The organism is Arthrobacter senegalensis, from assembly GCF_059091765.1.
Map to the genome: position 1 here is coordinate 344541 of NZ_JBNHGZ010000003.1, position 11767 is coordinate 356307.

General features: G+C 70.2%; 11 protein-coding genes and 1 tRNA gene. 5 read left to right on the forward strand and 7 right to left on the reverse strand.

Annotated features, from left to right (window positions below; genetic code table 11):
- The first annotated feature begins 69 nt into the window (after positions 1–69).
- Positions 70–1299: a kynureninase gene (locus tag AC5RVG_RS11740; RefSeq protein WP_494013971.1), complete on the forward strand. Its 1230-nt coding sequence runs from the start codon at positions 70–72 to the stop codon at positions 1297–1299.
- Between the two features lie 16 nt (positions 1300–1315).
- Here AC5RVG_RS11740 and AC5RVG_RS11745 read toward each other — a convergent pair whose 3' ends face one another.
- The 5 genes from AC5RVG_RS11745 to AC5RVG_RS11765 form a co-directional block, all read right to left on the reverse strand.
- The gene (locus tag AC5RVG_RS11745; RefSeq protein WP_494013972.1) at positions 1316–1828 is read right to left on the reverse strand and encodes a GNAT family N-acetyltransferase; all 513 of its coding nucleotides are present in this window, start codon (positions 1826–1828) and stop codon (positions 1316–1318) included.
- Positions 1829–1885: 57 nt separating this feature from the next.
- Positions 1886–3118 (reverse strand): D-inositol-3-phosphate glycosyltransferase, encoded by a 1233-nt coding sequence (mshA, locus tag AC5RVG_RS11750; protein WP_494013973.1) that lies wholly within the window; start codon positions 3116–3118, stop codon positions 1886–1888.
- A 118-nt stretch (positions 3119–3236) separates the two neighbouring features.
- Entirely contained in the window at positions 3237–4499 is a 1263-nt protein-coding gene (locus AC5RVG_RS11755) for an FAD-dependent oxidoreductase (protein ID WP_494013974.1), read from the reverse strand.
- Complete coding sequence (locus AC5RVG_RS11760; RefSeq protein WP_494013975.1) at positions 4483–5208, reverse strand: class I SAM-dependent methyltransferase; 726 nt, start codon at positions 5206–5208, stop codon at positions 4483–4485. Before AC5RVG_RS11760 ends, AC5RVG_RS11755 begins: the two co-directional genes overlap by 17 nt.
- Before the next feature lie 17 nt (positions 5209–5225).
- Complete coding sequence (locus AC5RVG_RS11765) at positions 5226–6401, reverse strand: type III polyketide synthase (protein WP_494013976.1); 1176 nt, start codon at positions 6399–6401, stop codon at positions 5226–5228.
- A 130-nt stretch (positions 6402–6531) separates the two neighbouring features.
- Here AC5RVG_RS11765 and AC5RVG_RS11770 point away from each other — a divergent pair, with 130 nt between their 5' ends.
- Positions 6532–7038, forward strand: coding sequence for a hypothetical protein (locus tag AC5RVG_RS11770; protein WP_494013977.1), 507 nt, complete (start codon positions 6532–6534; stop codon positions 7036–7038).
- 41 nt (positions 7039–7079) lie between these two features.
- Here the strand turns inward: AC5RVG_RS11770 and AC5RVG_RS11775 are convergent, their stop codons facing one another.
- Positions 7080–7631, reverse strand: a complete 552-nt coding sequence (locus AC5RVG_RS11775; RefSeq protein WP_494013978.1) for a flavin reductase family protein — start codon at positions 7629–7631, stop codon at positions 7080–7082.
- 114 nt (positions 7632–7745) lie between these two features.
- Between AC5RVG_RS11775 and AC5RVG_RS11780 the strand changes: the two genes are divergently transcribed.
- The gene (locus AC5RVG_RS11780) at positions 7746–9545 is read left to right on the forward strand and encodes a thiamine pyrophosphate-requiring protein (protein ID WP_493999707.1); all 1800 of its coding nucleotides are present in this window, start codon (positions 7746–7748) and stop codon (positions 9543–9545) included.
- Between the two features lie 73 nt (positions 9546–9618).
- Entirely contained in the window at positions 9619–10170 is a 552-nt protein-coding gene (locus AC5RVG_RS11785; protein ID WP_494013979.1) for a DNA alkylation repair protein, read from the forward strand.
- On the opposite strand, the gene AC5RVG_RS11790 is transcribed toward AC5RVG_RS11785, so the two are convergent.
- Positions 10135–10218, reverse strand: a tRNA-Leu gene (locus AC5RVG_RS11790). The genes AC5RVG_RS11785 and AC5RVG_RS11790 overlap by 36 nt on opposite strands.
- A gap of 240 nt (positions 10219–10458) precedes the next feature.
- Between AC5RVG_RS11790 and AC5RVG_RS11795 the strand changes: the two genes are divergently transcribed.
- Complete coding sequence (locus tag AC5RVG_RS11795; RefSeq protein ID WP_493999709.1) at positions 10459–11763, forward strand: M20/M25/M40 family metallo-hydrolase; 1305 nt, start codon at positions 10459–10461, stop codon at positions 11761–11763.
- The last annotated feature ends 4 nt before the right edge of the window (positions 11764–11767 follow it).

The following is an 11767-nucleotide window of genomic DNA, read 5'->3' on the forward strand; positions in this document are numbered from 1 at the left end:
GGGAATTTTTTTCGGATTCTTCGCGCCGCGGTTCGGCGGCCCCGCGGCAGCCGCCTCTATGCTTGCCGTATGACCAACGACGATCAGTTGCGTGACCGCGCCCGGATGCTTGACGCCGCAGACCCGCTGGCCGGATACCGGACCCGGTTCGCGGGCCATGACGACGACGCCGTCGTGGCCTACCTCGACGGCAATTCGCTGGGCCGGCCGCTGGCCGCCAGCATCGAGCGCGTCCGGGACGTCATGGCGCAGCAGTGGGGCGGCCGGCTGATCCGGGCCTGGGACGAGGTCTGGCTCCAGCTGCCGGAGCAGATCGGCGACGAGCTGGGCCGGGTCGTGCTGGGAGCCGCGCCGGGCCAATGTGTGGTGGCCGACTCCACCACGGTGCTGCTGTACAAGCTGGCCCGCGCCGCCATCGATGCGCGGCCGGGGCGCCGGCGCATCCTGGTGGACCGGGACAATTTTCCGTCCGACCGCTTTATCGTGGAAGGCATCGCCGCCGAGTGCGGCCTGGAACTGGACTGGCTCGAGCCCCCGCACGCCGGGGGAGTGACGGCAGAAGCGGTCCGGGCCGCCGTGGGCCCCGACACGGCGCTCGTGCTGCTCAGCCACGTGGCCTACCGCTCCGGCTATGTTGCGGACATCCCGGCCATCACCGCCGCCGCGCACGATGCCGGTGCCCTGGTTTTGTGGGACCTGTGCCATTCCGCCGGGGTGCTGCCCGTGGAACTGGACGGCTGGGGCGTCGACCTGGCCGCAGGCTGCAGCTACAAGTACCTTAACGGCGGTCCGGGCGCCCCGGCCTGGGCCTACGTGCGGACCGAGCACCAGCACCTGAGCCAGCCGATCCAAGGCTGGTTGGGCAGCGCCAAACCCTTCGAGATGGGTCAGGGGTATCAGCCGGCCGGCGGGATCCGCCGGTTCACGTCCGGAACTCCGCCGATCATCGGCATGACCGCCCTCCAGGAGATGGTCGCCCTCATCGACGAGGCCGGGCTGGCGGCGGTCCGGGATAAGTCGATCGCCCTGACCGGGTTTGCAGTCGAGGCCGTCCAGGAGGCGCTGGCCGGTTTCGGCGTAGCCATCGCCTCGCCGCTTGATCCGGCGGAACGCGGCGGCCACGTCACCATCGACCACCCGGACTTCAAGCAAATCACCGGCAGGCTCTGGGAGCAGGGAGTGATACCGGACTTCCGCGAGCCCGACGGCCTCCGGCTGGGGCTCTCGCCGCTGTCCACCAGCTTCCAGGAGGTGTGGCGCGGCATCGCCGCCATTCGCGCCGAGCTCGAACGGATGTAGCCGAGCTCGAACGGGTTCAGCCGCCCCGCCGGACCATCCGGATCTCGTGCAGGCCTTCCCACAGGCCGGTCAGGGGCTCGCGGCGTCCGTCCGGGCCGAATCCGTGCTTGCGGTAGAACGCCTGGGCGCGCGGGTTGTCCTCGAGGACCCAGAGCAGCGCGGGCCCGCCACCGATCGCCGCCTCCAGCAGTTGCCGCCCGAGCCCGGTCCCGTAGGCCTCCGCCAGCACGTAGAGCATCTGCAGTTCGTGCGGCACGCCGGCGTCGGCGTCGTCGTCCTGCACGGGGCCGCCGCCCGAGCAGCCGATGATCCGTCCGGCGGGGTCTTCGGCGACCCACAGCTCCGCCCCCGCCGCCAGCCCGCGCGACCACCAGTCGATCTGCTGGTCCCGCCGGGCCGCTTCGGCTGCGAAGAAGCTCTCCGGCCGCTGGGACGAGTAGGTTTCCCGCCAGGCGGCGAGCTTCATGTCGAGCGTGGCGGGGATGTCGTCTCGGGTGGCGCGGCGGATGCGGAAATCGGGGGTTGGCACCCATGAATCCTAGCCGTGCGGCTGCCCGGATCCCAGATCATGCCGGCACCGCAAGGCTCAGCGGCGGAAGTGGTCGACCGCGAGCTGGTAGCTGTGCGCCGTCAGCGCGGCGGTCTGCTCCCAGCCAAAGGACGAGGCGTGCACCGCGGCATTGGCGCCCAGCCGCCGGCGGAACTCCGGGTAGTCGTGGAGCTCGCGGAGGGCCCCCGCCCACCGGACCGGGTCGTGCCCGTCCACCAGCAGCCCGGTGAGCCCGTGACTGACCGCCACCGGCAGCCCGCCCACGTTGGTGGCAACGACGGGCGTACCGCACGCCTGCGCTTCCAGGGCGACCAAGCCGAAGGATTCGCTGAAGGACGGGACCGCCACCACATCGGCGCTGCGGAAGGTGGCCGCCAAGGCGCGCGGCTCCACGGGGGGCGAGAGCGTCACGGTGTCCGCCAGCCCCAGCTTCCCGGCCAGCGCCGGCAGGTCAAGCCCGGCGGACCCGCTGATCTCGCCGATGATGGACACGCGCAGCCGGATGTCGGGCCGTTGGCGGCGCAGTTCGGCCGCGGCGGCCAGCAGGACCTGCGGCCCTTTTAGTACCTGGATGCGGCCGGCAAACACCAGGTGGAAGGTATCCGGCCCGATGCCCGCCGCCTCCCGGTCCGCGCGGCGGCCGTCGGGGCGGAAGGTGTGCAGGTCCACCCCGGGCGGGATCACGTCCACCGTCCCCTCGTCCGCGCCGTAGAGATCGACCAACTCGGCCGCCTCGGTCAGCGTATTGGCGATCAGCCGGCCGGCTCCGGACGCTATGGCTTGCTCCCCGTCGATCCGGGAGGCCGGCTCGGGCAGTTCGCCGGGCTGCAGGTGCAGGTTTTTGACCAGCCCCATCGTGTGCATCGAGTGCACCAGCGGAATGTGCCAGTCGTGCTGCAGCCGCAGCCCCACGGCACCCGAGAGCCAGTAGTGCGAGTGCAGCACGTCGTACCGTGCCCCGTCCCGCTGCGTGAACTGCCGCAGCGAAGCCTCCAGCGCGGCCAACCGCTGTGGCAGGTCTTCCTTGGTTACCGCGTCGGCGGGGGCTCCGTCCAGATGGATCACGCGGACGCCGGCCCGGGGATGTTCCACGGGTTCCTGCCCGTCATGCAGGGAGCGGGTGAAAACGTCGACGGCGGTGCCCAGCGCCGCCTGTTCCCGCGCCAGGGCGCGCACGTAGACGTTCATCCCGCCGGCATCGCCCCCGCCGGGGAGGGCCAGCGGCGAGGTGTGCAGCGACAGCACGGCGATGCGCTCCGCGCCGACCATGCCCACCTCCAGACCGTGTCAGCCGGGACGTCTCCGGCTCGGGAAAATCGACGTGCCGCCGAATTTGTCTAGCAGCCACTTTAGCCGCCCGGGTAGGCCCCGGCCGCTTGATGACGGATCAGTGCATGGTGAAGCGGCTGGCCACCGTGTCCTGCACTCCGGGGAAGCGGGTGAGGGTGCTGAACAGGCGGTTGCGGGCCGTGAGCACCGGCGGCGGCAACGGCCTGCCCAGGGCCATGTTGAGGTGCGCCTGCCAGACGGCGGTGTTGGCCGCCCGCCGCCGGTCCGCCTCGAATCTCCGCAACGCAATGCCCGTCGGCTCGCCCGCCAGGGCCGCGGCCACGATCGGAGCCAGGGCTGCGGCATCCAGCCAGCCCAAATTCATGCCCTGCCCGCCGATCGGACTCACCTGGTGTGCTGCGTCGCCGACCAGCGCGACGCGTCCAGCTACCAGCCGCCGCGGCGTCCGGGAGCTGACGGAGAAGGCGCTGAGCATGGAGCAACTGCCGGGGTCCGGGCCCGTCCCGGTGCGCCGCGCGACCAGGGAGGCGAGGCCGTCCGGCGTCGGATGGCTGACCACGCCGGGCATCCTGGCCACCCAGCGCCGGGTACCCCCGGGGAGCGGGAAGGATTCGACGATGCCGCCGGCCTCCAAATAGAGCACGGCGGTGCTGCCGTCGCCGGTGGTGTCGGCGAAGTCTCCCATCAGGTAGGCGTCCGGATACACCCGCGTTCGCACCGGGACGCCGAGTTGGCGGCGCAGGGCGGAATAGGCGCCGTCGGCCGCCACCACCAGCCTTGCCCGCACCGTCTCCGCAGCGGCAGCCGGTGCCACGCCGGCAGGCGGTGCCGGAGCCCTGCCCGTGCCCGCCGCCGGTTCCGGTCCCGCGCCCCGGCGACAGGACAACGTCACGGTCGCGCCGTCGTCGTACGCCCCCTGCACCGCCACCGCGCGGCGCACCGCCCCGGGACGCAGCGCCTCCAGCCGTTCTTCCAGCAGCCGTTCGGTGATGACCTGCGGCACGGCCAGCACGTAGGGATGCGCGCCGGGAATGCCGTCAAACGAGAGCGACGCGACGTCCCGGCCGCGGCTGCGGGCCACGCCACGGCGGATGCGGACGCCGGCCGCCAACAGCTCCGCACCCACGCCCGCGTCGTCGAGCACGGCCAAAGCCGGCGGATGGATCCCGATCGCCCGGGAGTGGCTGCTGCGTGCGCTGCGCCGCTCCAGGACCGCGACGTCTACCCCGCGCCGGGCCAGCAGGATGGCCATCAGCAAACCCACCGGCCCGCCGCCGACCACGGCGACATCGAGCAGGCGGCCGCCGGGCGCTGCAACAGGCCGGCCCCGGGGGAGCGCCGCCTCAGGCATCGGGCTCATGGATCACCAGCTGGCGGAAACGCGAATCGGGCAGCACCCGCCACTCCGGCGGGACGGCGGCGCGCAATTCCTCCGGGGTGTAGCTGCGGCGGATGGAGGTCAGCCCGTCCCGGCGGATGAAGGAGCGGTGGAAAAACGGCAGCGTCCCGGCGGCGAAGAGCACATATGCCGTGCGGCTGCGGATGATGTCGCTGTGGACTGCGAGGGCGCGCGACAACCGCTGCGAGTCCGCCAGCAGGCCAGCCAGCTCGGGGGCGGTCAGGTGGTGCAGCAAGTGGTTGGACACGACGGCGTCGAAGCTGCGTCCTTCGGCCACCAGCTCCGAGCTGAAGGCCTGCCGGAACTCGAGGCCGGGCGACCGCGGCCGGGACACGGCGAAGGCATGGGCGCGCGGATCGGGATCGATCGCCGTGATCCGCAGGTCGAGGCCGTCCCGGGCGGCCAGGCGGGCGAGCAGCCGGGGAACGTCGCCGCCGCCGGAGCCAATATCGAGCAGGGTGGGGGCCTCGAGGCCGGCCAGGCGCGGGCGGAGCAGGCGCCGGTAGATGCCGTGCCAACCCGACACCGCCCGGTTGATCAGCGGAAACTGGGCGTAGGTGCGCCGAAGCATCGCGGGGTCGCAGTCCGGCTTGTCCATTTCCTCCACGGCGTCTGTGGCGCGGAGGGCCAGGAACGTCGACGCCTTGCGGTTCGGCGGGCGGGCGGCCACGGCGCTCGGTTCCCGCCCTACACCGCCGCTGCCGCGGAAACCTGGCGTGCCTGGAGGGTGGCGGCGGGCACGGTCTTGGTGAACAGGCCGGTTTCCACGGTCAGGCCCGGGCCGAAGGCCATCGAGCAGATCCGCTCCTCCCCGGACCCTGCCGGTTGCTCCAGAATGTGCTTGAGCACAAACATCACGGTGGCGCTGGACATGTTCCCGTACCGCCGCAGCGTTTCCCGGGCCGGCACGAGCTGTTCCCCGGTCAGCTCCAGCTTGGCCTCGACCTTGTCCAGGATGCTGCGGCCGCCCGGATGGATCGCCCAGTGCTCAATATCGCGGTATGGTCTTGCCGCCACGTCCGGTTCACGGGCCAGCAACGGCTCCAGCGCACCAACGATGTGTTCGTCGATAATGTGCGGAACATAGGTCCCCAGGACCATCTCGAAGCCCTCGTCACCGATGTTCCAGGCCATGGATTCCTCGCCGACCGGGGTGAGGACGGTTTCGAAGTGGTCCAGCCGGATGGCAGGACCGGTCTCGTCCAGGCCGCGCGCGGTGATGACCGCTGCCGCCGCGCCGTCCGCGAACAGGGAGGACCCGACAATGGTGTCCGGGTCGTTGGAGGTGCGCACGTGCAGCGTGCAGAGTTCTGCCGATACGACCATCACCACCGCCTGCGGATCGGCGTCGCAGAACGACTTGGCTGCCCGCAGGGCCGGGAACGCGGCATAGCAGCCCATGAAGCCGAGATGGTAGCGCTGGACGGCGGGGTTGAGCCCCAGCGCACGCACAATCTTGTAGTCGGGTCCCGGATTGAAGAACCCGGTGCAGGAGACGGTGATGAGGTGTGTGATGTCCGCCGGGCCGATCCCCTCGCAGGAGGCAAGCGCCTTGCCTGCCGCCTCGATGAACAGCGGGGTGGCCTTGTCCGCGAAGATGTCGTTGCGCACCTTCGTGCTGGGAGAGAGCAACTGCCGGGATTCGGCGTCGAAGAACACCGGGTTGTCTGCCCGCTTGGCCGTCGTGAGTTCCTCGACGGCGGTGTACCGGGTGTCGATGCCGGACTGGTCGAACGATGTGGTCACCAGGCGCTGTCCCAGGCGCGTCAGGCCCGGTTGCGTGGAGAACACGTCCCGCGCCTCCGACTGGATCAGGATGGTATCCGGAACAGCGGTTTCCAAGGCTCTCAGCGTGGCCGTCATAGTCCATTCATAGAGCAGGCAGCCGGGTAAGACAATGGACCGGCCGCCCGCCTCCCGGCTGAACCGCTACGTAACACCCGGGCGTCTTACCGGTTGACGGGCCAGGTCTGGGACACAAGGAGCGGATCCGGTGGAGTACGAAATCAATTCCCTGCCGCTGCACGTGCTCCTGGTCCACGCCACCGTGGTGTTCGTTCCGCTGGCGGCTTTGTGCGTTGCGCTCACCCTGCTCTGGCCGGCGGCGAGGCGGCGCCTGGGGATTGCCACCCCGCTGATCGCCCTGCTGGCCCTGGTGCTGGTGCCGCTCACCCAACAGGCCGGCCACTGGTTGTTCCTCAGGATCGACCAGACGCCGCTGGCCGTCGAACACATGCAGTTGGGCGACATGCTGTTGCCGTGGGTGGCCGGCCTTTTCGCCGCGGCGCTGGGACTGTGGCTGTGGTTCCGCTACGGAACGACGGCGGACGCCTCCTCCCGGCGCAGGCTTGGCGCCGGATACCGCGTCCTCGCGGCGGTGGTCGCCGTCGCCGTGCTGGCCGTGTGTGCCGGCGCCACGGTGGCAGTGGTGCTGACCGGCGAATCCGGAACGCGGGCGGTCTGGGAAGGCGCCTACTCCGGGCCGCCGGCGCTCCCCTGACCAACTCCGGCCTCGCTGGCTCGGGCCGTGGTCCGGCGCTGCTAGCGGCCCAGGCGCCGGTAGGAGGAGCCGAAGTGGATGAGCGGATCGGCGCTTTCCGCACCGGCGGCGTCCCGGCCCATGGCCAGCACCTCGCCGACGATCAGCAGGTGGGTCGCCGCCGGATGCACCGCTGTCGTCCTCAGCTCGAACCACGCGGGGGCTCCGCCGATCACCGCAGCACCGGTGGCCGGGCCGCGCCGGTACGAGACCTGGTTGAGCAGGCCTTCCACCGGATTGCCCGGGCTCGCCAGCCAGTTCGCCGTGCCCTGATGCTGCGAGGCCAGCAGGCTCAAGGCCCAGGTCCCCGAGTCGGCCACGGCGTCGCAAATCCTCGACTCCTCGAAGAGGCTGACCAGCATGGTGGGCGGATCGTAGGACACCGAGAGATAACCGCTGACGGTCGCCGCGTAGTCCCGGTTCCGCCACCGCGTCGACACCACCGCGACGCCCGCGGCAATGTCGGCGCTGAGCGTGCGGTACAGGTCGATGTCCCGCTGACCCACCGCGCCCTGCCTGACGGGATGGGCCGCCAGTTCTCCGTCCAGTTCCATGCCGCCATCTTTGCATGCCGGCCGCGGGGCGGCTCAGGGACGGTTCAAAACGGAGGCAGCGGATGATAGGGATGTTAAACAGTAAGCACCCTGAGAATTGCGAGTGGAGTGGATATGGCCCAGCGGCTCGTTGCAGACCTTATTGTCGATCGACTTCGCGCGTGGCAGGTGTCGCGGATTTTTGGCTACAGCGGGGACGGCATCAACACGTTCATGGGCGCGCTGCGGCGCGCGGGGACGGTCGAATTCGTCCAGGCCCGGCACGAGGAAAATGCCGCCTTCATGGCGGTGGGGCACGCCAAGTACACGGGCGGGGTGGGGGTGGTCACGGCCACCCAGGGGCCAGGAGCCGTGCACCTGCTCAACGGCCTGTACGACGCCAAACTCGACAGCGTCCCGGTAGTGGCCATCGTCGGGCAGCAGTCGCGCACCGCGCTCGGCTCCGGGTACATGCAGGAAGTGGACCTGGCCAACCTGACGAAGGACGTGGCCACCTTCCGGCAGCAGGTGAGCACCCCTGAGCAGGTTCCGCTGGTGCTGGACCGCGCCTTCAAGGCGGCCCTGAGCGGCCGCGGCCCGGCCGTGGTGATCATTCCGCACGACATCCAGAAACTTCCCGCCCCCGAACTTGAGCACACCCACGGCGTGGTGACCACCGCGCCGATCTGGCGTGCCCCGCACGTGGTCCCGGACCCGGACGACCTGCGCGCGGCCGCGGACGTGCTCAACGCCGGGCAGCGGGTTGCCCTGCTGGTAGGACAGGGAGCGCGGGATGCCCGCGGGCAGGTGGTCGCGGTGGCGGAGAAGCTCGGGGCCGGCATTGCCACCAGCCTGCTGGGCAAACCCTATGTGGACGAGTCGCTGCCCTTCGCGGCCGGAACCATGGGGCATCTGGGTACCGCCGCCAGCGGCCAACTGCTGGGACACTGCGACACCTTGCTGATCGTGGGCTCCAATGACCCCTGGACTGAGTTCTACCCGCCGCCCGGTGCTGCCCGAGCGGTGCAGATCGACAATGACGCCAGTGCCATCGGCAACCGCTATCCGGTCGAGGCGGCGCTCACCGGCGACGCCGCCACCACCCTGGCGGCGCTGCTGCCGCTGCTTGAGGACCGCGCAGGCGGCGGGTGGCGCGAGCAGGTGGAAGGCTGGGTGCGGCAGTCTCGCGAGCTGTCGCGGCAGCGGGCCATGACGCCGGCGCAACCGGTCAACCCCGAACGGGTGGCCTTTGAGCTGAGCGAACGATTCCCGCCGGACGGCCTGCTCGCCGTCGATGTCGGCAGTTCCGTCTACTGGTATGCCCGGCAGCTGCGGCTGCCGGCAGGGGCCCAGGCGCACCTCTCCAGCACCCTGGCAAGCATGGGCTGTTCGATACCGTACGGCATCGCCGCCAAGCTGGCCGCGCCGGAACGGGTGGTTGTCGCCCTCACGGGAGACGGAGCCATGCAGATGAGCGGCCTGGCCGAACTGATTACCGTCGGCCGACTCTGGCAGCGGTGGATGGACCCTCGTTTTGTGGTGTGCGTCCTGAACAACCGGGAACTCGCCGAAGTGACCTGGGAACAGCGGGAGATGGAGGCCGAGCCGCGGTTTGCCGACAGCCAGGCCCTGCCCGATGTCGACTACGCGGGCTACGCACGGTTGCTCGGACTGCACGGGAAACGGGTCGAGGACCCCGAGCAGCTCGGGGCCGTATGGGACGAGGCACTGGCCGCCGACCGGCCGTATCTTATCGAGGTGCTCACCGATCCCGACGTTCCGCTGCTCCCGCCGTTCCCGGCCGGCCGGGAGAACGCGGAAACCATGCAGCGGACGCTGGATCAGGAAGGGCAGGCGGCCGAGGGCGCGAAAGACCTGCTGCGCACCTACACCGGCCAGGAAGAAGCCGGTCACGAACCGGCGCCCGGCCAGTAAGAAGCCGGCAACGACCGGGCATCCGGACAGGAGGGTACCGGCCGGGACGCCGAGTGAATGAAAGAATTGCTGGATGAGCGAGGCGGCAGAATTCATCGACCTCACGTTGCGGCGGGAAGCCTCCTGGGCACGGGCGGAAGCGCAGAACGAGGCGGGCGACGGACTGCGCTACTACGGTGCGTCGGTCGGTGCGGTCCGGGGTACGGTCCGGGACGCCGGGCGGAAGTTCCGGCTGCTCTCGCACGACGAGGTGACCGCCCTCAGCTCCGAACTGTGGGCCCGGCCGGTCTTCGAGCGGCGCCTGGCCGCCGTCGTGCTGCTGCAGTCGAACCAACGCCTGTTGCGAAGCTCGGACCTCACCCGGCTGGAAGGCTTCCTGCGCGACGCGCGCCTGGCGGCCTTGGCGGACCCGCTCGCCATTGACGTCGTCGGTCCCTTGATCCAGGGGCTGACCGGCCGGTCCCGCATGCGTGCGGAAGCAATCCTCGATCGGTGGGCGGAAGACGAGGACCCGTGGCTGCGCCGGGCCGCCTGTGCTCTTCGCGCGCCGCGGGCACAAAAAAGCCCCGGAAGTCCGGGGCTTTCTCTGTGCGCAGGAAGGGACTCGAACCCTCACCCTCAATAAGAGGACTAGCACCTCAAGCTAGCGCGTCTACCATTCCGCCACCCGCGCAGGTGGACTTTCGCCGGTTCTCCAGCGGCCGTCAGGCGCACCGATTCCGTCGAAAGCAGCGAGAAAAACTCTAACATGTTTTGCCCGAACTGTTGAATCGGGCCCTCCATGCGCCCGACGGTGCCGGCACCCCGGCCCGGCTTCGGCCGCACCAACCGCGGCGCCCCCTGCGGACAGCTGCTGCCTTCGACCGCTCCCGCTCGTTAGGCTGGGGACAGACATCGATTCCGAGGAGCCTTCATGACTGTACCGAGCCCGCACGAAGAAGTGGCCCAGATCTGCCAGGAACTGATCCGGATCGACACCTCCAACTACGGCGGCAACGAGGGGCCGGGGGAGCGGCTGGCCGCCGAGTACGCGGCCGGTCTGCTGGAAGAAGCCGGACTGGCCACCGATGTGTTCGAGTCCGCGCCCGGCCGGACGTCGGTGGTCACGAGGATGGCCGGCACGGACCCCTCGGCGCCGGCGCTGGTCGTGCACGGCCACCTGGACGTGGTGCCGGCGCAAGCCGATGACTGGCAGGTGGATCCGTTCAGCGGCGAGGAGCGGGACGGCCTCATCTGGGGCCGGGGCGCCGTGGACATGAAGGACATGGACGCGATGATCCTCTCGGTGGCGCGGCACATGGCACGCAGCGGCACCCGGCCGCGCCGGGACATCGTCTTCGCGTTCTTTGCCGACGAAGAGGCCGGCGGCACCTACGGGGCGCGCTGGGCGGTAGAGAACCGTCCCGAGCTTTTCGACGGCGCCACCGAGGCCATCTCGGAGGTGGGCGGCTTCTCGGCCACCATTGGCGGTCGCCGCGCCTACCTGCTCCAGACCGCGGAGAAGGGGATCGCGTGGCTGCGGCTGGCAGTCGCCGGCCGGGCCGGGCACGGTTCCCAGATCAACACGGACAACGCCGTGACCACGCTGGCGGCCGCGGTGGCCCGGATCGGGGCCCACCAGTGGCCGATCGAGCTGACGGACACCACCCGCCGGTTCCTCGACGGGGTGACCGAGCTGACCGGCGTCGAATTCGACCCGGACAACCCGGACATCCTGCTCAAGGAACTGGGCACCCTGGCCCGCTTCGTCGGCGCCACCCTGCAGAACACGTCCAACCCCACGGTGTTGAAGGCCGGCTACAAGGAAAACGTGATCCCCGGGCTGGCCGAGGCGCGGATCGACGCCCGGACACTGCCCGGACAGGAAGAGCTCGTGCTGGCCACCATCCGCGAACTGGCGGGCCCCGACGTGCAGGTCAGCTACGTGCACCAGGACAGGTCGCTGGAGGTGCCGTTCGCCGGGAACCTGGTGGACGCCATGATCGATTCGCTGGCGCACGAGGATCCGGACGCCGTGGTGCTCCCGTACACGCTCTCCGGCGGCACGGACAACAAGGCGCTGGCCCGGCTGGGCATCACCGGCTACGGCTTCGCTCCGCTGCGGTTGCCCGACGACCTGGACTTCACCGGGATGTTCCACGGCGTGGACGAACGGGTGCCGGTGGACTCGCTGAAGTTCGGCACCCGCGTCCTGCAGCGCCTGCTCACCACCTACTGACCAC